A 22,020-nucleotide genomic window follows, 5' to 3' on the forward strand; every position below is an offset into this window, starting at 1 on the left:
TACCAATCCGTTACCTTGACGATCACGCACTGGCCGGTGCGCGGAGTCGTTTTCGCACATGTCCGAACATGCGAAATCGTCGATTTGCGAGATAATCGGGCGATGAGACTTAGGATCGCGCGATCCCGGGCCCGAATATTCGGCGCGTCGTCAGCGTGCGGGCCGGACCCACTGCCTCGTTTCAGCGGATCGCTCGGCAGCATCTGCCACCCGGGCGGCCGCAAGACCGTCATGGACAGAGGGCGCCTTCTGCTCGCCCGTCAACACCGATTCGATGAACAAAGCGGCCTCAATCGCCTTGAGATCATCGAACCCCATCGATGTGCCGCCACCCGGCTGAAAACGGGCGAAATCGCCATGGCCCGGGCTCATGTAGACATCGGTGTAGCCATAGTTCGATTCAGACTTCAGACTGACCTGCAGCTCGTTCATGCGCTGGAAGTCCCACCTCAATGACCCCTCGGTGCCGTACACCTCGATGACGTACTCGGCTCGCGGGCCGATCGCAATGCGACTCGACTCAAACGTGCCGATCGCTCCCGAGGCGAATTTTGCGATCACCAGGGCGACATCTTCGTTCTCGACGGGCCTCTTCTCGCCGCCGGCAGATGTGCTGAAGTGGCTGGCGTTCGCCGAAGTCGGCTTCGCCCGCTCCGTGATGTACGTTCCCGTCGTCGCCGACACTTCATCGATATCGCCCACAAGATAGGTTGCGAGATCGAAGCCGTGCGACAGCAGGTCGCCAAGCACGCCCGAACCCGCGCGATCTCGCTCAAAACGCCAAGTCAGCGCACCCTCTGGATCCGACGAGTAATCGGCGAGAAATGAGGTGCGCACGTTCGTGATCGTTCCGAGCTCGCCTCGCACGATAAGGTCGCGGGCATACGCAATCGCCGGCGCATTGCGGTAGTTGAACCCGACAGCCGTAACGAGACCGCCATCTGATGCTGACTGCGCAATCTCGACGCTTTCGGCAAGGTTTCGCCCCATCGGCTTCTCAATCCAGAACGGTTTCCCTGCCTCTGCCGCGGCGAGCGCGAATTCCTTGTGCAGAAAATTCGGTGCGCAGATCGATACCACGTCGACCTCCGGGTCGGCAAGCACATCACGATAGTCAGTTGTGGCACGCTCGTAGCCCAACTGATTGACGGCCTGCTGCGCGGCTTCGTCGACAGCATCCGCCGCGATCACAAGTCTCGGTCGCACCCCAAGCTCGGGGAACCGCTCGGGGATCGACTTGTACGAACGCGTGTGAAGCCGGCCCATCCAACCCACGCTGATCAGCCCGACGCCGACCGTCCGTGCCGTCATCCGCGGGCCTCGGCGATCAGCTCGCGGATCTTCTGTACCTGGTACTTGCTGATCTCGTCCGCTCGCTCGTCTTCGCCAAAAACGTTCGACACGATGAGCGCGTCGGCACGGTCAAGATAGCCCGTTGCGGCGAGTGTGCCGAACAGCTCCTGCCAGTCGACGTCGCCGTCGCCGATCGCGGAGTGCTGGTGAATGCGCACGGCGTTGCCCGGCGGGTTGCTGATGTAGCGCAGCCCATGCGACCGGGTGTGGTCATGGCTGTCAGCGGTGTATACAGCGCCAAGCCTGTCGCCGATTTCCGGAAGGAGCGTCGTCACGCGATCCCCGTAGTGGAAGGAGTGCGACGCCACATAGACGAAGCCGACCTGCCGCGAGTTGAGTCCACGAATGATGCGCCACGCTTCGAGGCCGTCTTCGACGAAATCGTCCGGATGCGGGTCGATATTCAGCGTGATGCCCTCGCGCTCGAGCGCAGGAATGAGCTCTTCCATCGACCGATAGAACCCCGCCTCGGATTCCTCCTCGCGCTCAGGACGCCCCGAGAACTCGGTGTTGATCATCGGCACCTCAAGTTGCGCCGCAACCTCGATGTATCGCCGCATGTTGCGCACGGCCGCCTCACGCTGCGGCTCGTCTGGCCAGGCGATGCGCTGCACCGGCAGAATCGACGTGATCTGCACACCCGCGTCGTGCGCACGCTTCTTCAGCTCGGCGATCATCGCATCGTCGAGTTTCGGGTAATGAAAGTGCCGCCCGAAGTCGGGATTCGGCGTCAACTGCAGGTGCTCGTAGCCGAGCCGCGCGACCAGCTCAGGAAAATCGAGCAGATGCACGGAGTCGTTATACGGGGTCGGGTCGAGTGCGATGCGAACCATGGTGCTCCTTCGTCAGTCACAGAATAAGAATGGATGCTGTGGCCAGGCCACGCTCACGCGTAGAACGCCGGGCGCTCCTCGTGCGGAATCTGCACGACGCCGCCCTCGTTCAGCGCCGTCACACCGGCCTCGCACGCGAGCGCCACCTTGTAGCCATCCCACGCGTTCGGGCCATCAACGTTCGTGCCGTTCTGAACGGCACGCACCCACCGCTGCACCTCCGTGTCGTACGCATCGGCGAAGCGGGTCGTGAAGTCGGCGTGCTCACCGCGGAACACCCGGCCCTCCTGCCACCGCTCGATTCCGCCTGGCTGGCCGATGCGGGCCGTGCCCTTCTCGAACACGGCCTCGGTCGCCACCTGGTAGCCGAACTGGATGCTCACATTCATCTCGACATCGACGAGCACCCCGTTCGTCAGCTCGATGATCACGAGGATCGGCTCCTTCAGCCGCTCCGGGGAAAGCGAGTTGCGACGCGGATGCTTCACCTCGACGCTCTTGACGTCGCTTCCCGCGAGCCACGGTGCGACATCGAACTCGTGAACCACAGAGTCGGTGATGAGCATGTCCTGGTGGTAGGCATCCGGCACACTCGGGTTGCGGTGAACGCAGCGCAGCATCACGAGTTCGCCCGCGTCATTGGAGGTGACCAGGTCACGAAGCTGCTCGTACTCTCTGTCGAAGCGCCGCATGAAGCCCACCTGAATCAGCGGCGCATCGAGCTTCTGTTCGGCATCGAGCACGCGCCGTGACGACACCGGCTCCTGGGTGAGCGGCTTCTCGCACAAGATCGGCAGCTTCGCTTCGAGCGCAGGCAGAATCACGGGCTCGTGAAACTGACCGGGCGTCGCGATCAGCACAGCGTCGACGGCATCGGCAGCGATTGCATCTTCAAGTCGCGCGAACGTCTGGGCACCGGGCGCATTCTGGGCGGCGGCTTCGGCGCGGCCAGCATCCGGTTCCACGATCGCCGACACGTGCGCGCCGGCTACACGGTTGGTCAGACGGCTGATGTGATCAGCGCCCATCATTCCGGCGCCGACGACGGCGACGCGAACATCGTTCAGTGTCATGAGTGTGCTCCTAGCCAGATATCTGTGTGTGCTGCTCAGTCGAGGCGCGCGGCCGGAGTCGACGAGAGCAGGTGCTCGCGCGTGCGCTGGGCGATGGGGAAAGGGTGGTCGACGGCGCAGCCGTACATGTCCTGCTCCACGATGCCGAAGATGTTCGGGTCGAGCGCGGCGACCTTCTCGATAATCGGCGCAAGCGGAGGCACACCGTTCGGCGGTTCGATCATGATGCCGTCTGCGACAGCATCCTTGAACGACACGTCATTCTTCAGCACGTCGAACAGTTGCGTCTGGTCCACCTGCTTGAGGTGAAGGTAACCGATGCGCGACGGGTAGGCGTCGATGAGCTTCAGGTTGTCTCCGCCGTAGTACGCGAAGTGTCCCGTGTCGAGGCACAGGTTGGTGTAGCGCTCGTCGGTCTCGGTGAGAAAGCGCTCCACCTCGCGGTACGTGCCAATGTGGCTGTCGGCGTGCGAGTGGAACTGCTGCTTCATGCCGAACTCGTCGAGAAGCGCCTTGCCGAGGCGATCGTGCGCGGCGGCGAGCTTCGCCCACTGGGCGGCGTCGAGCGTTCGTGGTTCGAGTGCCTCGCCCGTGGCATCGCTGCGCCACAGATCGGGAATCACCACGAGGTGTTCTGCCCCCAACTTCGACGCGAGCCCTGCGACGGCGAGCGCCTGATCCCACGCGCGCTTCCACTGGTCGTCTCCCTTGTGAAAACCGGTGAATACGGTGCCGGCAGACAGCTTGAGCCCGCGCTTTCCGAGCTCGTCCTGCAACTGGTTCGGGTCTGTCGGCAGGTAGCCGTATGGCCCGAGTTCGAGCCACGTGTAGCCGGCCTTCACAACCTCGTCGAGAAACCGGTCCCAGGGCACCTGGTTAGGGTCGTCTGCAAACCACACTCCCCACGAGTCCGGTGCGGTTCCAATGCGAATTCCGTTCGACATGACGTCGTGTCCTCTCTGACGTTCTGTGTTTCAGCGATTCCGGATGCTGTCAGCCAAGCAGCGGCTTCTGTCGAGCCTTCTGCGCCTGGTAGTCGGTGTAGGCGTTCTTTGTGGACTCGAGTTCGGCGACGGGAGCGACGGGAACGTCCCACCAGCCCTCGCCATCCGGTGCGTAGAGCAACGGGTCGCTGTTGATGTGGATCACCGTTGAGCGATCTGAGGCTTTGGCCGAGGTGACGGCAGCCGAGAGATCGTCAATGGCGGATGCCGTCGGCTCGACCTCGATCACGTCGACTCCGTAGCTTCGTGCGTTTGCCGCAAGGTCGATCGGCAGAATCTGCTCGCCCTGGAAGTTGCGGGCCTGATCATCGAGCGTGCGGTACTGGGTGCCGAACCGGGCTGATCCGGTGGTCTCCGACAGGTGCCCGATCGACGCGTAGCCGTGGTTCTGCACGATGATCACGATGATCTTCAGTCCCTCGGCGACCGCGGTGACGAGCTCGGTGTGCAGCATGAGGTACGACCCGTCGCCGACCATCACGATGACGTCGCGGTCGCTCTCGCCCGCGGCATCCGCTCCCCGTCGCACGCCGAGGCCGCCGGCGATTTCGTAGCCCATGCACGAGAACGCGTACTCCACGTGGTAGCCGAGGGGATCGCGCACCCGCCACAGCTTGTGCAGATCGCCGGGCAGGGAGCCGGCCGCCTGCACGATAACGTCGCGCGGGTCGCTCGCGCCCTGCACGGCTCCGATGATCTCGCTCTGCCCGGGCAGCTCGAGGCCGCTCGGCGTGAACGCGGCGTCGACCGAGGCATCCCATGTTCTCTTCTCGGATGCTGCACGCGCAGCGAACTCAGCAGACACGGTGTGCCCGTCGAGCAGTTCGCGCAGGCTGCGCACGGCCTCCGCGGCATCTGCGATCACGGGCAGCTGGCTACCGTGCTTGTAGGCGTCGAACGCGGCGACGTTGATGTTCACGAACGTCACGTCGGGATTCTGAAATGCGGTGCGACTTGCCGTCGTGAAATCGCTGTAGCGGGTGCCGATGCCGATCACAACGTCGGCATCTGCAGCGACGCGGTTCGCCGCCGTTGTGCCCGTCGACCCGATTCCCCCCAGATACTGTGCGTGATCCCACGCAAGCACTCCCCCGCCGGCCTGCGATGTGCCGACGGGAATTCCCGTGTGCTCCACGAACTCGCGCAGGTCGTTTTCCGCACCCGAATACAGCATGCCTCCCCCGGCGACGATGATCGGGTTCTTTGCCGCGCGAATCGCCGCCGCGGCGCGCTCGATGGGCCCTCGCTCGGCCAGCGGCCGGCGAATGTGCCACTCGCGGTCGGCGAGAAACTCATCGGGAACGTCGAGCACTTCGGCCTGTACGTCTTCGGGAAGAGCGATCGTCACGGCACCGGTCTCGGCCGGGTCGGTGAGCACGCGCATGGCGGCGAGCGCGATCGAGAACAGCTGCTCTGGCCGGTGAACGCGATCGAAGAACTTCGAGAGCGGCTTGAACGCGTCGGTCACCTGCACGGATGTGTCGTGCGGCATCTCCAACTGCTGCAGCACAGGGTCGGCGACCCGTGTGGCGAACGTGTCGCTCGGTAACAGCAAGGCAGGCAGCCGGTTTGCCGTGGCGAGGGCGGCACCAGTGAGCATGTTTGCGGCACCAGGGCCGACGGATGCCGCGCACGCGAACGTGCCCCGACGCCTGTGCATGCGTGCATAGCCGACGGCTTGGTGCACCATGGCCTGCTCATTGCGCGCCTGGTGGTACGGAAGCAGGTCGGGCTCGAGAGCGTTCGCCTGTGCGATCGCCTGCCCGATTCCCGCGACGTTACCGTGCCCGAAGATGCCGAAGATCCCCGGGATCGTGCGCTCGCGCACGTCACCGTCGACCGTCCACTGGTGCCCGAGAAACTCAACGAGCGCCTGGCCAACCGTCATTCGCCGTGACATCGTCACTGCCCTTCTGCTTGCGTGTACGGGAGCCGGGAGTCGAACTCCTGCCCCTCCCAGCTGGAACGAACCCACCCGTGCGCGGGGTCGTCTGTGATGTTCCAGACCCGCTCGGTGTCGGGTCCGGCCATTACATTCAGGTAGTACATGTCGTACCCGGGCGCTGCCGCGGCCGGCCCGTGGTATCCATACGGAACGAGCGCAATATCACCCGTGCGCACGATGGCGTTGATGTCGATGTCGCCCGCGCTCGACGAGTATGTGGCGAACAGGCCGAACGGATCCGCCTCGGCTGGCGCGTCGAGGCCGCGCGACACCGCAGTCTCGAAGTAGTAGATCTCCTCGAGCCGCGACTCGGTGCCCGGCACGTTCTCGTCGTGCTTGTGCGCGGGGAACGACGACCAGTTCTCGGCCGGGGTGATCACCTCGCACACAATGAACTTCGAGGCGGAGAGCGCGGCGGGCGTCCCGTAGTTGTGCACCTGACGGCTCGATCGCCCGGCACCGCGCAGCTCGACGGGAACATCGGCCTTCGAAATGTAGGTGACCGGATGCTGTTCCCCAGCCGATTCCTCCGGCACTGGCGCTTCAGCAACGGCAACGCGACCCGCTCCTGTCACCGTCGCCGACGTTCCCGCCGGCAGGTAGAGCACGTCGGGCGGCCCGTCGAACACCGAACGCCGACCGGCGAGATCGATGCCGCCGGATGCTGTCGCAGCGTCGCTCGCGACGGCATCCGGACCCTCGGCCGACGCGTACTCGACTCGAAACGATCCCGCGAGCGGAATCACGAGGCGCTCCACGTCGCCCGCCTCAAGTGGCGCGCTGTCGCCCTCGGCGAGCTCGGCGATGCGCAGCCCCGTGTGCTGCCACCCCTCGAGGCTGGCGTCAACGACACTCTGCCAGCCGTCGCGGGCGAGGTCGCCGTTGCGGAAGAACCACTGCGTCATCTGACTGCTCCTTTGCGCGAATCGGGATGCTGCCGGGTGACCGGCCGCGGTGTTCGTCGTTGCCCTGCTAGTCGTTTTCGGGGAATCCAAGGTTGATGCCGCCATGCGTTGCAGGGTCGAGCCAGCGCGAGGTGATCGCCTTCTCTTGCGTGAAGAAGTCGAAGCCGTGCACACCATACGCTTTCGCGCTGCCGAACAGTGACTGCTTCCACCCGCCGAACGAGTGGTAGGCAACGGGCACAGGGATCGGAACGTTGATGCCGATCATGCCCACCTCAACCTCGTTCTGGAACCGGCGGGCCGCTCCCCCATCGTTTGTGAAAATGGCCGTACCGTTGCCGAACTGGCCCGAGTTGATCAAATCCATTCCCTCCTGGAACGTCGTCACGCGCACAATCGAGAGCACGGGCCCGAAGATCTCCTCCTCGTAGGCGCGCGAGGTCAGCGGAATGTTGTCGATCAGCGTCGGCCCGAGCCAGAAACCGTCCTCGGCACCATCGACAGTGAACCCACGGCCGTCCACAACGATGTCCGCGCCATCCTGCTCGGCAATGTCGATGTAGCCGCGCACCTTGTCGCGGTGCTGTGCGGTGACCAGCGGCCCCATGTCGGGGTTCTCACGCCCATCCCCCACCTTCAGCTTCGCCATGCGCTCCTGAATCTTCTCGATCAGCGCATCGGCAACCGGCTCCACCGCGATCACAACGGACTGCGCCATGCACCGCTCGCCCGCCGACCCGTACCCGGAGTTGATCGCCTGATCCGCGACGAGTTCCAAGTCGGCATCCGGCAACACCATCATGTGGTTGTTCGCCCCGCCCAGAGCCTGCACTCGCTTGCCATGCTTCGCCGACGTCTCGTAGATGTACTGCGCGATCGGAGTGGACCCCACAAACGAGATCGAGCGCACCTCCGGCGCCTCAAGCAGACCATCAACGGCCTGTTTGTCCCCATGCAGCACGTTGAACACGCCATCGGGAAGGCCGGCCTCGGCCCACAACCGCGCCATCCACAGTGCAGCAGACGGGTCCTTCTCACTCGGCTTCAGCACAACAGTGTTTCCCGCGGCAATCGCAATGGGGAAGAACCACAGCGGCACCATCGCCGGAAAATTGAACGGGCTGATGATGCCCACAACACCCAGAGGCTGCTTGATCGAATACACATCGACACCTGTCGACACGTTCTCCGAAAAGTCGCCCTTGATCAGGTGCGGAAAACCGCACGCGAGATCCACAACCTCGAGCCCCCGCTGCACCTCACCCGCGGCATCCGACACGACCTTGCCGTGCTCGCTCGTGATGATCTCCGCCAACTCGAGCTTGCGCTCGTTCAGCAACTCACGAAATTTGAAGATGATTCCCTGACGCTTCGCCATCGACAAGCCGCGCCAGCCCGGAAAGGCATCGGATGCTGCGGTGATCGCCGCGCGAATCTCGTCATCGTTCGCCAAAGCGAGGTTCTTTGTCTGCTCACCCGTCGCCGGATTGAACACCGGCGACGTGCGGCCACCAGGCGACGCGAACTCCGCACCATTGATCCAGTGCGAGATGACGGGAATGTCTGTGTGTGTAGTCATGTGCTTCTCCTTTGACAAGTCTCAGTTCGTGCTCGAGTGAACCAGCGCAGCTGCGGTGTCGACGGCTCCCGCGACGTCGCCGTCGGGTGGGTAGACAAGGGTGCGGCCGACGACGAGACCACGCACACCGGGAAGCGCGAGGGCGTCAGCCCACCGTGCGTATGTCGCCTCGGGGCTTCCCGACGGGTCTCCGCCGAGCAGCAGCGTCGGCAGCGTCGTCGAGGCCATCACGCGCTCCATGCCGTCGACAACGGGCAGCTTCAGCCATGTGTAGGCGGAGCTCGTGCCGAGGCCCTGGGCAATGGCAACGGAGGTGACAACGGCCTCCGTCGAGAGGTCGTTCACGACGGTTCCGCCAGACCAGTCGCTCATGAACGGCTCGAGCATAATGGGAACGGATGCTGCTACCGCATCCGATACCGCTCGCGCATTTGCCTCGAGGGTTCGCACCGATCCGGCGTCGTCGAGGTTCACTCGCAGGAGTGTCTTGGCAAAGTCGAGCCTGTCGCGAACGATCGCGTCGATGTCGTAGGCGGTGACGCGGTCGTCCATCTCGAATGCAGCGCCCTTGAGTCCGCCGCGGTTCATGGAACCGACCACCACTTTGTCATCGAGAACGCCAAGAAGGGCGAGGTCGTCGATGATGTCGGGAGTGCCGAGCACGCCGTCGACGCCTGGTCGGCTGACGGCGAGGGCAAGACGATTCAGCAGGTCGTAGCGGTCGGCCATCGCCATCTTCTCGTCGCGCACACCGAGGGCGCCGCGCGCCGGATGGTCTGCGGCAACGATGAAGAGCCGGCCGTCGATCAGCAGCTGTCGACGCGTGCGTGCGGCGTGCGCCTCGGCCACCTTCTCCGGGTGCATGGCTCGGGTCTCGCGCAGCTGGTCGAACTGCTGCGGCGTGATCACCGGTTCTGCGGTCACGGTGTCAGCCTGCGACATAATCGCTCTCCTTCAGAACCTCGTCGATCTCGTGGGTCTCGGGCATCGCCGTCGAGCATTCGCGGCGCGACGCGACGATCGCGCCGGCCACGTTCGCAAACCGCAGCGTGCGGTCAAGCGACCATCCGCTCAGCAGCCCGAAGGTCAACGCTCCCCCGAAGCTGTCGCCTGCGCCGAGGCCGTTGACGACGTCGACGAAGTACGGCGGAACTTCAACGCTTTCGTCACGTGTCTTGGCGAGCACGCCCTTGGGCCCCTGCTTGACGATCGCGATCTCCACGCCGCGCTCGAGCAGCGCGTCGGCTGCGCGTTGCGGGTCGGTCTCGCCAACCGCGACCTCGCACTCTTCGCGGTTGCCGACGGCGACGGTCACGTGCGCGAGCGCCTTCTGCACCTGCTCGCGGGCAGCGTCAGCCGACTCCCAGAACATGGGGCGGTAGTCGAGGTCGAGAATCGTGTGCTCGCGGCGGCCACGGGCCTCCCAGGCTGCGAAGTGCGAGCTGCGGCTGGGCTCCTCCGACAGGCCGGTCACTGTCGACCAGTAGATGCGAGCGTTGCGGATCGCGTCGAGGTCGAGGTGCTCCTCTCTGATGTTCAGGTCGGGAGCCTTCGGCTTGCGATAGAAGTAGAGCGGAAAGTCGTCTGGAGGGAAGATCTCGCAGAACGTAACGGGCGTCGGGTTCTCGTCGTCGACAAAAATGTAGCGGTTGTCAACGCCGAGCCGCCCTGCCTCGCGAATGCAGAACCGGCCGAAGGGGTCGTCCCCCACCCCGGTCACGACGGCGCTGCGCAGTCCGTGCCTGGCCGCGGCAACGGCGACGTTCGTTGCGCTTCCTCCGAGATACTTGCCGAACGTCTCGACGTCCTCAAGGCCCACGCCGTCTTGGAGCGGGTAGATGTCTGTGCCGATTCGACCAATGGTGATGAGGTCGAATGCGTCGTTCTGCGTTGTCATACGTCGATGTATCGCTCTCTCGTGAAGTGCTCAAGCCTGCTTACATCCTATTGTCTTAACAAATGAATCGTCAAGGCGACAGATCACCGCACGTGATTGGCACGGGAATAAGGTGGTGTTTGGGAGTTCCCAGGCAGGATGCTCCCCTGTAAAGGAGCATCCATGACTCGCGTCGCCGCCATCGACTGTGGCACCAACTCCATCCGCCTGCTCATCGCCGACGTGGCAGAGGGAAAGCTCACCGACATCGTGCGCACCCTCGAGGTCGTGCGTCTCGGGCAGGGTGTCGACCGCACGGGCCGCTTTGACGATGCTGCCCTCGATCGCACACTCGATGCGACCCGCGACTACGCGGCGCAGTGCCGAGAGCACGGTGTCGAACGCGTGCGCTTCGTTGCGACGTCGGCGACGCGGGATGCCGCGAATCGTCTCGTCTTCATCGATGCCGTTCGCGACATCATCGGCGTCGAACCCGAAGTGCTCTCGGGCATCGAGGAGGCAGAGATGTCGTTTCGCGGCGCCACGAGCGTGCTGCCCCCAGGGTCTGGCCGTCTCGTCGTCGACCTCGGCGGCGGGTCGACAGAACTCGTGCTCGGCGACGGCGATTCGCTGTCTTCGTACTCCATGAACGTCGGCTGCGTGCGCATGACCGAGCGCAATATCGCGCACGATCCCCCGACCTCCGACGAGAGAAGCGGGGTCGTCGGCGACGTGAACGCGGCACTCGATGCGGCGGCAGCATCCGTCGATCTCGGCCGCGTGCGAGAAGTCGTCGGTGTTGCCGGAACCATCACAACGCTCACGGCGCATGCTCTCGGACTCGACAGCTACGACCCCGAAGCCATCAACGGCACCCGGCTGAGCATGCAGGCGATGCTCGACGCGTGCGACGACCTCGCGCGCATGCCACGGGACCAGAGGGCCGCGCTCCCGTATATGCACCCGGGTCGCGTTGACGTCATCGCCGCTGGCTCTCTCACGTGGAACACCGTTCTGACACGCACAGTTGAGGCGGTCACGGCGGCTGGAGGCACGCTCGATTCCGTTGTCACGAGCGAGCACGACATTCTCGACGGCGTCGCGCTCTCGCTCGCGGACTGAGCTGCGGCCGTGCGCGCCCTGCCCGTCGCCGATTGCTCAGCGCGCCAGGCAGCTGAGTTCGTCACTTCCCTGGCCGTTCCGGCTGAGAACCCTCACCGGAATCATCACGCTTCGGCTGATTGTTGAAGCCCGCCCCAAAAGCAATTCCGAGCGCGATGCCGATGGCGATTCCCGCTCCAATGTTGTCCATCGCAACGCCAAGGGCCGCCCCGATGCCGATTCCGATAGCCAGTCCGGCGCCGAGATTCATTCCACCCTTGCGCTCGCTCATCACCATCATCTCCTGCTCGCCGCGGCGACCGACGCGGCCGCCACACCCTCAGGTTAGACGCGTGCCCAGCCGCGAGACATCCACCGCGCGACGGAGATCAGACCATACGGATGCTGTTCTGAAGACGCGTGCGCACCTCAAACATGTCAGTTCCCGCAGGCCTCGCTGCGTCAGGAACACCGACACGCAGAAAGTGCCCGACAACCGAACGCTGCACGGCAAACGACGCGATGCCGCGTGTGCGACCCAGCGCCGTTATCGCGTCGTCGAGGGTGTCGTCCGGAAGCACGATCACCAGCGCGGTGAACGACACGCGTGCCGCCCGCGCAACCGCCTTCGCCCTGGTGGCGAGCGCGTGCACGGGCTTCTCGCCTTTTGCCAAGCCCTCGCTGATGAGGTCACCGCGCCGCACTTTCGCTGGCGCTCCCCAGTCCTCCGACTGCACGGCGAACAGGCCACTCGGGCCCAGCACGACGTGGTCGATCTTGCGGGTGTCGCTCGCGGCAGCATCCGCATCGACGACCCACTTGTCGCTTCCTCGGTCTGTCGCGACCCCGTGCCACACGGTGTATCCCATGCCAAGCTCACCGAGCGCGCGCGCTGTCGCCTCTTCGGCGAGGGCGTCGGCGAGCGCATGCCTGATCTCGCTCGGTGCCCGGCGAATCAGCGCTTCGTCATAGATGTCAACGGGCTCCGTGCCGCGACCAACCCACTCACGCATCAGCGTGGTGAAGCGATCACGTGCTCGCCCACCCGGATGCCCGTACATGCGCGCCTTCGGCCGAGAATCGCGCTGCGTCGACTGCGTGCGCCCCGTGCTCCACACGTGGTCTGCGTCGTCAGTGTCGGCGGCTGATGCCGGGCGGGCGGACGAGCGCTTGTCGTACTCTGCCCGTGCTTCAGGCGTTCCCACGCGCTCCCACGCGAGCTGCACGGCGTTGAAACGCGCGGCGCTTCCTCCGAGATCGGGGTGGGTCTGCCGTGCTTGGCGCCGATAGGCGCGCCGCAGCTCCGCATCACTCGCTGAGCGGTCAACACCGAGCACGTCATACGCGCTCTCGTCGAGGGGGCTTTCAGTCATGAAGAGCTTTCAGATTGGGGACGACCAAAGACACTATCGCGAGAGGCTGTGTCGGCCATGAGTTTGGTCGCACAGCAACGACGCGGCCGTCGACCAATCGGTCGGCGGCCGCGTCGCATTCCTTCGCTTACGCCGCGGCGACGTCGTCGAACTCTGGTGCCGGTTCGGCACTCGCCGAGTTCACGACGATCTTGCGGGGCTTCGCGCGCTCACTCACGGGGATCATGATGCTCAGCACGCCGTTGTCGTAGCTCGCGCTGATCTTCTCGGTGTCGACACCCTGTCCGAGGCTCAGCTGGCGCAGATACGACGCAGGTCCCCGCTCGCGGGTGATCCACCTCACACCGTCGCCGCCTGACACCGGGCGCTGCGCGCGAATGGTCAGAAGCTGGCCGTCCACGTCGATGTCGACCGATCCCGGGTCAATCCCGGGCACGTCGGCGTTGAGCACATACGTGTCGCTGTCGCGATACAGATCCATCGGCATCTTTCGCGGCCCAGCGGGCGAGTCGGCGAATGCGCTGGCAAACGAGGCGAACTCGCGGAATGGGTCAAATGTTGCAGTCATTAGGTAACCTCCAAAACTTGAGTGTGTATTACTCAACGGCAACGGAGATGAGCACGCACCTATTCCGTGTGCTCACTTTTCTGCCTCGCTGACAGCGAACATGCGCTCGGGCATGCACAGTCTTCGGCGACTCGCACCTACATGGGCCCCGTCGTCATGCCGAAGCGACGATCGGGGTCAAGACGGTCGAGCACCTTCGCCATAATGCGCCTCATGTCGGCGACGTCACGCTCGTCTAGGGCGTCAATCACGCTCTGGCGCACGGTGTCGACGTGACCGGGAGCCGTCTCGAGCACCTTCTGCCACCCGTCGTCTGTGAGCTGGGCGTTGATCGCGCGGCGGTCGTCGACGTCGGGGACTCGCCTGACATAGCCTCGCCGCTCAAGGCGCGAGACGACATGGGACAGGCGGGGGAGCGTCGCGTTTGTGCGCGAGGCGAGTCGGGTCATGCGCAAAGACCGGCCTTCTGCCTCAGAGAGCATGGCCAGAGTGAAGTATTCGAAGTGCGTCAGATCGGCGTCGTGTTGAAGCTGAGTATCGAGAGCGCCGGGCAACAGCTCAACAACCGCGACGAGTCGAGTCCACGCCGCAAGCTGCTCAGGCGAGAGCCAGTGAGGTTCTGTCATACCCCCATTCTACCTTTAGTTGATGCGACAAGTAGTTCGTGCTCCATTCCTTGTAGCAACAACTACGGGAACACGCGGTTCCCTCGAGTCGCTCGGTTTCCTCCAGCTCACTCTCGCCGCTGGTGAGAGTGAGCTGGACAACCGGATTCGCCATGGGGAAGTCGATGCGGTAACTCTATTGACTGGTTATTATGCCCGAGATTCATCCGATCTCGGGCATCGTCGCGTGTGGGCAGTGGACGTAGACTAGCGAATGAAAAGGGGGCCTATTGGGAGAATCAGACGACACCCGGTTTGACCGGGATTCGGATACAGCGTTCCGGTCGCGCGAGCACGCGAGCGACTCCGCAGATCCGACAGCCCCTGAGCCCGTCCACGATGCGCCGCGCTTCTCGATAGACGAGCCTGTCATTCGAGTTGACGACCGAAAGCGTTTTGATCGTGACGACGTCGTCCACCGCAAAGGCTATTACTCGCTCTCGACGGGAACGTTCACTCCTCGCGATGCGATGATCTCGGATCTCATCGCCATTGCAGAAGCACTGGAGCAGGCGGAGATCGACTACCTCCTGGTGCGCGGAGAAGACGACCAGGAGACCATCGCCGTTGATCGACGCGACCGCCGCGCAGTTGAAGCGACCTTCGCCGGTGCCTTCGCCAATGAGCCGTTCTACGCGCTCACCCTGCCGAAGAAGCACAACCACGACGTTTCAGCCGCGCCCTTCTACACGGTCGACAAGGATGCTCGGGCCCTTCTCATCGCCGACGGAGCACTCTCGACGGATCCGAAGGCCAAGGTGCTCCGACTCTTTCGGCCACGCGTCGAACCGATCGGGCGACTCCGTTATGGGCCGAAGTCAGCCCCGCAGCTGGAGTTCTGGAGTTTCGGAGAGCAGACGATCGTCGCGCCGACTCCGAACGCGCTCACACGTCAGCAGCTTGACCGCTCGGAAGCCGTTATCGCGACAGTCACGCGCTTCGGCAGGGAATGGCCGACTCTCGAGAACATGTTCGCAGAACTCGCGAGTGACGTCGGGTTCGACATCGACATTGTCTTCTCGTGGGTCGACGGGTCAAGCGCCGATTACCAAAAAGCGCGCGCAGAGCAGATGGAGGGCGTTGTCGTGGGGGAGGGCGACGACTCCGTCGCCCGTTTTCGCCAGATTGACGAACTCAAGTATGCCCTCAGGAGCATCTACCTCTTTGCGCCCTGGGTCCGACGCATCTTCATCGCCTCCGACTCCCCGCCACCAGCCTGGCTCAAGCACCACCCCAAGGTCACCTTCGTTCCGGCCGAGAAGCACTTTGCCGACCCGAGCGTGCTTCCGACACACAACTCTCACGCCGTCGAAAGCCAGCTTCAGCACATTCCCGGTCTCGCGGAGCACTTTTTATATTCCAATGACGACATGTTCTTCGGACGCACTGTAAGCCCCGATCTCTTCTTCTCACCAGGTGGTGTCACCAAGTTTGTCGAAGCACGCACGCGTATCGGACTCGGAGACACCGATCCCGGGCGCAGCGGCCACGAGAATGCCGCCCGTGTGAATCGTGAAGTCTTGCGCGCGCGATTTGGGAAGGTGACGACGCGGCATCTCGAGCATTGTGCCGCACCGCTGCGTGTGAGCGTTCTCTCCGAGATGGAGCGAGAGTTCCCGGACGAATTCCGTCGTACCGCTGCCGCGCGGTTTCGCTCCGCCACCGACATCTCCGTGACCAACTCGTTCTATCACTACTACGCACTCATGACCGGGCGTGCTGTCGAGCAGCGGCAAGCGAAGGTGAAGTACATCGAAACGACGCTGAAGAGCGCCGTCCCCGCCTTGGAACGCCTTCTGCGCAAACGGGATCAAGACATGTTCTGCCTCAATGACGGTTCACACCCTGAGCTGAGTGACGCCGAGCGAACTCGGGCAGTGCTCAACTTTCTCAACCGGTACTTCCCATTCCCCGCACCGTGGGAGAAGGAAGAACTCTAGTCAGCCGGCACATGACGTCGACAGCCGCCAGAACCTCTCTCTCGCGCGTGGCAATGGATTCACGACCGGAACGTCGTCAATCTGCATCACCCGGAGCCTTCTGCAGTACGCGCCGGCGTGTGCCCCACAGGAACATCTTCAACACAACCGTTCCCTTCCAGGGCTCAGCAGTGCCCGTGGCATTGCTTCTTCGTCCACAGGCAGAAACTTTGGTGAGTTATCCACAATGGGTGGTTGACCGGGTGTTCTGTCGGTGGGAGTGTCGGTGGGTCCTGCGATACTTTGGTCATGCACGAAGCAGTCGCAGCACCTGGTTTCGAACCCAATGAGGGTCCGGATGCTGTCGCTGTGCGTGCCGCGGAGAAGACTCTGGCCGATGCTGCAGAACTGGCCTCGATCGACCCGACATCACTTTCCGCCGATACCCTGTTGACCTATACGGGCCTTCTCAGCAACATCTCCCGCATCATCGAGGGCCAGCAAGTCGGCAACGTGGGCGACATTGCTCGCCGGTCTGACACGGATGCCGGGTTTGATGGTCTCGCTGCCCGTCACGGGGCGAAGAGCCCCACAGCATTGTTTGAGGTGATCACGGGGGCGAAGAACTCCACAGCGTATCGGTTCGCGACAGTCGCGAAACACACAACACCGAGAGTCTCAGACACCGGGCTGCCTCTCGACCCGGTGTTCGCTCAGACCGCGGACGCGCTCGCCCAAGGCACGATTGGTCTTGATGTTGCCGAGTCGATCACCAGCACGTTGGCACCTGTCCTGCCCCGGGTTTCCCCCGAGCAGATCGACTGGGCCGAGAAAACGCTGATCGGTAATGCGACGGGTGCGTTCGGTGAAGTGCCGTTCACGGCGGATGCTGTGCGGCAGCAGGCCCGCGTGTTTCGTGTTGCTCTGGACCCTGACGGTGTCGAACCCACAGCAGAAGAGCTCCATGAGGCACGCAAACTGGTCTTCAAACACCAAGACGACGGATCGATGAAGATCACCGGGGTGCTCTCACCGGAACAGGCAGCGCAGGTGACACCCGTATTTGACGCGTGCATGTCAAAGCGCACGAGCCCAACGTTTATGCATGCTGAGGAGCTCGCCGCGACCAAGCAAGCACCCGAAGAACGCTCAAAGCAGCAGGAACGCGCAGACGTGTTCACGTCGATCATCGCCGGTGTCGGCAAACAACACTCCACACCGAAACTGCACGGGCGTGGCCCAACAGTGATGATCACGGTGAAGAACGAGGACCTCGACGCCGGTACCGGTGCAGCCTGGTCACCAGGAACACCAGCACCACTACCGATGAGCTTTGTGGCACAGATGCAATGCGATGGCGACACCCGCCAGGTACACATCGACGAACACGGCGACGTGTTGAACCTCGGGAACGCCAGACGGTTCTTCACCGCGAAGCAGCGCTTGGCGTTGATCGCCCGTGATGGGAACACCTGTGTTGTCGAGGACTGCAACGTGGCCGCCTGGCTGTGTGAAGCCCACCACATACACAGATACGAAGATGGCGGTCCCACCGACCTCGACAACGGTGTTTTGGCGTGTTGGTATCATCATCGGCTCCTCGACCACGACGACTGGACCATCACCCGCGACGAAAACGGCCGCCCCAGACTGACCCCACCAGACTGGTACGTGAACCGACGGTATCTGGGGCAGCGACGCGCTCCCGGAGACGACGACAGTGACCCGCCAGACGATCATCGAGATACCGGGCCGCGCACCTGACGTACGCGGCGGCCCCGACACACCCAACGCACGAGCCAAACAGCTCGCAGCGCTACGAGGTGTGCCCGGCGGACAACCCGAACCGCAACGCTCTCTGGCGCACGCTTAACTTACCGGCAGCGAGACACTCTCCCTAGCCAACCGATGCAGGAATCCGTCGCGCCGCCGCCTCGGCGGCCTGCGTACGCGAAAGCGGAATCTCGATACCGTCTGAATCCAGACGCCTCGCGGTCTCATCGGCATCGACATAGTCAAGCGCCCGATACTGACCAAGCGGCACAACCGAGTGCAACACGGTGCTCTCATAGACATGAACGAGGTTGAACGCTCGCGCACCATCGTGCCCGCGCGTTCCGCCCACCGGCACATTGAGATCTTGCGTATAGCAGCTCGCCGAGGCCACAGACACGGGAATGCCCTCGAACGTCGCCATCGAGGAATAGTGAAGATGTCCCGCAATGATGCTGCGCACATCCGATCCCCGCAAAACGTCAGCCAACGTGTTCTGATCCCGAAGCTCCACGCTGACGGCAAGATCGAGCACGCTCGGAATCGGCGGATGATGCATGGCGAGAATTGTTCCATGCGGTGCCGGCACCGCGAGCTGCTCACGCAGCCAGACGAGCTGCTCCTCGGTCAGATCACCGTAGTGCTCGCCGGGGACACTTGTGTCAATGGTGATCACCCGGAGGCCATTGAGGTCGTAGACCCGATTGACAGGTCGCATGCTCGGTGGCTCGCGGAGCAATTCGACACGCAACGCCGCTCGGTTGTCATGGTTGCCCATGGCCCAGATCACACGGGCGCCGAGTCTCTCGGCCGCGGGCTCGACGATGTTGCGAAGCAGATCGTATGCCTCTGGTTCGCCCTTGTCTGCGAGGTCGCCCGTAAAGACGATCGCATCTGGCCGACCCTCAGAGGCCTCGACCTCGTCAAACAGCTCGCGCAACTGCGCCGCTGGATCGACAACATCGTAGAGTCGGCGGCCCCCACCGAGAAGGTGAGTGTCACTGATGTGCAGAAGAAAGTGGTCCGGCCTCGGGTATTCGGCCGTTCGTGGAGTCACGACGCATCCATTCGCTGGCTTCTTCGGATACCCATATCACAGCACATCTCTCCGAACAGACGGTGAATGGAAGACGGCGCGCCGCTAACGAGCAGCGCGGCGCGCCATCACCGCTGCCTCCGTGCGCGTAGAGACGGCGAGCTTGCGAAGGATCGCCGAGACGTGCACACTCGCGGTCTTTGTGCTGATAAACAGCCGCTCGCCGATCTGCCTGTTGCTGAGCCCGTCGGCGACGAGCGCCAGCACCTGCTGCTCACGGGCGGTGAGCAGATCTGAGGCACCGGATGCCGCGGGGCCGCTGAGCCCGGCCGCGTCGGCGTAGGCGGTCACCTCCGCGAGCGTTGCCACGTGGGCGAGATTGCGTGCGAGGTGCCGGGCATCGTCCATTATCGAGGCGGCGCGACCTCTGTCGCCCGACGCCACGAGAACTCGCGCAAACTGCAGTCGGAGGAGCGGCCGCATGAGCGCCGGAACCGTCGCGTCGTCTGACGCGTCAACGGCGGCGTGCAGAACATCGATCGCCGAGGCAATCGGGGCGGCAAGTAGTCCGTCGACCACGGCTGACAGCGGTTCTGTCGCAACGTCCTCCGGCAGAGCGCGCCACGCGCCGCGCACGGTCTCGGCCGCGGCATCCACATCGTGTTCTGCTCCCGAATCACGCCAGCGAGCGATGATCGCGGATGCTTTCAGCAGAAAGTTTCGCCTGTGCAGAATGTGGCCCGATCCGCCGCGCTGATCGAGTGCCTCTGAGATGGCGCGCCACACCTCGCTCCACTCGCCCTCGGCGCTGGCGATCTCGAGGCGTATTTCGCTCGCGGCCCACCAGACCTGCAGTTCAACGCGTGCAATCGTGTCGAAGCTCGGCAGCCACTGCCCGGCAAGCCTCTTCGCCGTCTCGGTGTCACCTCGCCAGAGAAGTGCCTGCACCTGGGTTCGCTGTGAATAGCTCTGCGGCACCGTGAGGCTGCCGAGCGACAGCGTGCGGGCGATGGTTCGTTCAGCCTCGTCGATCTCTCCACGAGCGAAGAGGGGATCAACCATGTTGTGCAGAAGCATCGACCCTGAGCTGCGTTCCACGCCCAACTCGATAGCGCCCACATGTCCCGCACGCGCGACGTCTATCGCCTCGTCATATCGCCCGAGCAGGTTCAGCAGATCTGAATAGTTGACACTGAACCGCAGGCGTGACTTCGCGTCGACGGCATCCGCTCGGGCACGCTCCATGTCGGCGAGGGCCTCCGTGACATCGCCCAGATGAGCGCGAGACACTCCGCGCAGGTTCGCTGCAATCGATCGCTCCGCTCTCTCTCCCGCAGACGACGCCACATCGTACGCTCTCGACGCTGTCACGATTGCCTCGTGCGCCTTGCCCACAAGCATGTACCGCGCGGCAAGCATGTTCAGGATCAAGGCCCGAAGCCGCTCGTCATGCACATGTCCTGGGTTGTCGTCCTCGGCATCACCGAGCAGCGCAAGGGCATCGATCAGCAGCTCAACGGCACCGGGGCGCCCGATGTTCGCGAGGTACTGCGCCTTGTCTCGCAGCAGCCGCACGAAAAGGTCGGGTGGAACGGGGGAGCGGTCGGCCTCCTCGAGCGCCGCGTTGACAAGAGCCAGCGCCCGCTCGCCCACGCCCGCATTTCTGTGCAACGAGGCAACCGATGACATCAATTTCACGTGCGAGAGGTCGGTTAGCTTCTCTGGGCCTTCCACGCGATCCCACAGTTCGAGTGCGAGCTCACCCAATTGCGATGCCGTCGCATAGGCGTACGACGTCTTCGCGCTCCACATGGCCGAAACGGCAGCGTCGAGGGCGCGGGGCGCGTCGCCCGCGGCGTTCCAGTGATACGCGAGCTCGTACTCACCGTCGATTTCCGGATGCTGTTCAAAGGCGCGCGCGTACGCGAGGTGCACTCGCCCCCTCTCACCGGGGAGCAGCTCGCCGTGCGCTGCCTCGCGCAAGAGCGAGTGCCGAAAGCAGTAGGCATCACGATCGACCTCGAGGATGCTCGCGTTCACCCCAGCGCGCACGGCGTCGTCGAGTGCGTCATCGCCGATGTCGACGACGTCTCTCAGAATCACATGGGGCAGCCATCCGCTCGAGGCAGAGAGCACGCGCACAATGCGCTGCGCCGTGGCATCGAGCACGTCGTACCGGGCGAGCAGCAGATCCCGCAGGGTGCCCGGCATCGTGCCGTCTATGCAGTTCGAAAGCTCTTCGACGAAGAAGGGAACTCCCTCGGTGCGATCGAAGACGCTGTCGAGAGCGTCATCGTCGAGTGAGCGCTCGCGCAGCGACTCGGCAAGGGCGCGCACCTCCTGGCGGTCAAGTCGTGTCAGCTCGACGCGCTCGAGAAGGCGAGCACGCTCGCTCTCGACAAGAAACGTGTGGGCCGGAGTTCCTCTGCCAACGTCTTCACTGCGAACACTCGCGACGATGAGAAGTCGCGCGTTCGAAATGGCGCGCATCAAGAAGCGCAGCATTGTCAGCGTCGAGTCGTCTGCCCAATGCAGGTCTTCGATCATCACGACAAGCGGCGCTCTGGCGGCGTAGGCCTCGAGCAGCACAGCGATGGCATCGTGAAGTCGGCTGGCGCTCACCTCGCTCCAGTCGACGGATCCGTCACCCAGCTCGGGCAGCAGAAGCAGAAGCGCATCGCGCCCCGGCCCGACCACGTCGCGCGCGGCCTCGGCACCCATGTCTGCGACAATCGCGCGCAGCACGCCGACGATCGGTGCGTAAGGAACCGGCGTCGCACCGTAGTCGATGCACTGCCCGACGGCTACATTCGCCGTGGTGCGTGCGCGCTCGCGAAACTCCCGAAGCAGTCGTGTCTTGCCGATTCCAGCTTCGCCCGCCACCAGCACAGCCTGTGGACTCCCCGCAACGCTTCGCTCGAAGGCCGACCCCAGCGTTCGCAGCTCGGCATCGCGTCCGACCATCGTGGCGCGCACAGGTGTGACCATGTCACCATGGTGCCACGGCGCACCGACAC

At 63.7% G+C, this 22,020-nt stretch carries 18 protein-coding genes; 3 read left to right on the forward strand and 15 right to left on the reverse strand.

Features of this window, described 5'->3' with window-relative positions; genetic code table 11:
- Positions 1 to 150: 150 nt before the first annotated feature.
- The 9 genes from HCR84_RS17320 to iolC all read right to left on the reverse strand — a co-directional run bounded on the left by HCR84_RS17320 (position 151) and on the right by iolC (position 10,589).
- Positions 151 to 1,311 carry a Gfo/Idh/MocA family protein gene (locus tag HCR84_RS17320; RefSeq protein WP_166983138.1) on the reverse strand — a complete coding sequence of 387 codons (1,161 nt, stop codon included), beginning with the start codon at positions 1,309 to 1,311 and terminating at the stop codon, positions 151 to 153.
- Positions 1,308 to 2,186, reverse strand: coding sequence for a sugar phosphate isomerase/epimerase family protein (locus HCR84_RS17325; protein ID WP_166983137.1), 879 nt, complete (start codon positions 2,184 to 2,186; stop codon positions 1,308 to 1,310). Before HCR84_RS17325 ends, HCR84_RS17320 begins: the two co-directional genes overlap by 4 nt.
- Positions 2,187 to 2,239: 53 nt before the next feature.
- Positions 2,240 to 3,259, reverse strand: coding sequence for a Gfo/Idh/MocA family protein (locus HCR84_RS17330; RefSeq protein WP_166983136.1), 1,020 nt, complete (start codon positions 3,257 to 3,259; stop codon positions 2,240 to 2,242).
- Between the two features lie 35 nt (positions 3,260 to 3,294).
- Entirely contained in the window at positions 3,295 to 4,203 is a 909-nt protein-coding gene (locus HCR84_RS17335; RefSeq protein WP_166983135.1) for a sugar phosphate isomerase/epimerase family protein, read from the reverse strand.
- 49 nt (positions 4,204 to 4,252) lie between these two features.
- Entirely contained in the window at positions 4,253 to 6,163 is a 1,911-nt protein-coding gene (gene iolD, locus HCR84_RS17340) for a 3D-(3,5/4)-trihydroxycyclohexane-1,2-dione acylhydrolase (decyclizing) (RefSeq protein ID WP_244972624.1), read from the reverse strand.
- A 2-nt stretch (positions 6,164 to 6,165) separates the two neighbouring features.
- Positions 6,166 to 7,113, reverse strand: coding sequence for a 5-deoxy-glucuronate isomerase (gene iolB / locus HCR84_RS17345; protein ID WP_166983133.1), 948 nt, complete (start codon positions 7,111 to 7,113; stop codon positions 6,166 to 6,168).
- Positions 7,114 to 7,180: 67 nt separating this feature from the next.
- Complete coding sequence (locus HCR84_RS17350) at positions 7,181 to 8,692, reverse strand: CoA-acylating methylmalonate-semialdehyde dehydrogenase (protein ID WP_166983132.1); 1,512 nt, start codon at positions 8,690 to 8,692, stop codon at positions 7,181 to 7,183.
- A gap of 21 nt (positions 8,693 to 8,713) precedes the next feature.
- Positions 8,714 to 9,634, reverse strand: coding sequence for a class I fructose-bisphosphate aldolase (locus HCR84_RS17355; RefSeq protein ID WP_166983131.1), 921 nt, complete (start codon positions 9,632 to 9,634; stop codon positions 8,714 to 8,716).
- Positions 9,621 to 10,589 (reverse strand): 5-dehydro-2-deoxygluconokinase, encoded by a 969-nt coding sequence (gene iolC / locus HCR84_RS17360; RefSeq protein WP_166983130.1) that lies wholly within the window; start codon positions 10,587 to 10,589, stop codon positions 9,621 to 9,623. Before iolC ends, HCR84_RS17355 begins: the two co-directional genes overlap by 14 nt.
- A gap of 162 nt (positions 10,590 to 10,751) precedes the next feature.
- On the opposite strand from iolC, the gene HCR84_RS17365 reads away from it, so the two are divergent.
- Positions 10,752 to 11,690 carry a Ppx/GppA phosphatase family protein gene (locus HCR84_RS17365; protein WP_166983129.1) on the forward strand — a complete coding sequence of 313 codons (939 nt, stop codon included), beginning with the start codon at positions 10,752 to 10,754 and terminating at the stop codon, positions 11,688 to 11,690.
- Between the two features lie 61 nt (positions 11,691 to 11,751).
- Here HCR84_RS17365 and HCR84_RS17370 read toward each other — a convergent pair whose 3' ends face one another.
- The 4 genes from HCR84_RS17370 to HCR84_RS17385 form a co-directional block, all read right to left on the reverse strand.
- Positions 11,752 to 11,961, reverse strand: a complete 210-nt coding sequence (locus tag HCR84_RS17370; protein ID WP_166983128.1) for a glycine zipper domain-containing protein — start codon at positions 11,959 to 11,961, stop codon at positions 11,752 to 11,754.
- Between the two features lie 97 nt (positions 11,962 to 12,058).
- Complete coding sequence (locus HCR84_RS17375) at positions 12,059 to 13,042, reverse strand: J domain-containing protein (protein ID WP_166983127.1); 984 nt, start codon at positions 13,040 to 13,042, stop codon at positions 12,059 to 12,061.
- A 127-nt stretch (positions 13,043 to 13,169) separates the two neighbouring features.
- Positions 13,170 to 13,610 carry an Hsp20/alpha crystallin family protein gene (locus HCR84_RS17380; protein WP_166983126.1) on the reverse strand — a complete coding sequence of 147 codons (441 nt, stop codon included), beginning with the start codon at positions 13,608 to 13,610 and terminating at the stop codon, positions 13,170 to 13,172.
- Between the two features lie 137 nt (positions 13,611 to 13,747).
- On the reverse strand, positions 13,748 to 14,236 hold the full coding sequence (locus tag HCR84_RS17385) for a MarR family winged helix-turn-helix transcriptional regulator (RefSeq protein WP_166983125.1): 489 nt from the start codon (positions 14,234 to 14,236) through the stop codon (positions 13,748 to 13,750).
- A gap of 509 nt (positions 14,237 to 14,745) precedes the next feature.
- On the opposite strand from HCR84_RS17385, the gene HCR84_RS17390 reads away from it, so the two are divergent.
- Together HCR84_RS17390 and HCR84_RS17395 are read left to right on the forward strand one after the other, a co-directional pair.
- Positions 14,746 to 16,215 (forward strand): stealth family protein, encoded by a 1,470-nt coding sequence (locus HCR84_RS17390; RefSeq protein WP_166983288.1) that lies wholly within the window; start codon positions 14,746 to 14,748, stop codon positions 16,213 to 16,215.
- A 288-nt stretch (positions 16,216 to 16,503) separates the two neighbouring features.
- Complete coding sequence (locus HCR84_RS17395) at positions 16,504 to 17,958, forward strand: HNH endonuclease signature motif containing protein (protein WP_166983124.1); 1,455 nt, start codon at positions 16,504 to 16,506, stop codon at positions 17,956 to 17,958.
- Positions 17,959 to 18,091: 133 nt separating this feature from the next.
- On the opposite strand, the gene HCR84_RS17400 is transcribed toward HCR84_RS17395, so the two are convergent.
- Both HCR84_RS17400 and HCR84_RS17765 read right to left on the reverse strand, forming a co-directional pair.
- A complete protein-coding gene (locus tag HCR84_RS17400) occupies positions 18,092 to 19,024 on the reverse strand; it encodes a phosphodiesterase (protein ID WP_166983123.1) in 933 nt (310 codons plus the stop codon).
- A gap of 84 nt (positions 19,025 to 19,108) precedes the next feature.
- The gene (locus HCR84_RS17765) at positions 19,109 to 21,991 is read right to left on the reverse strand and encodes an ATP-binding protein (RefSeq protein WP_166983122.1); all 2,883 of its coding nucleotides are present in this window, start codon (positions 21,989 to 21,991) and stop codon (positions 19,109 to 19,111) included.
- Between the last annotated feature and the right edge of the window lie 29 nt (positions 21,992 to 22,020).

Origin of the sequence: Paramicrobacterium fandaimingii, assembly GCF_011751745.2 — a bacterium.
GTDB classification, from domain to species: Bacteria; Actinomycetota; Actinomycetes; order Actinomycetales; family Microbacteriaceae; genus Paramicrobacterium; species Paramicrobacterium fandaimingii.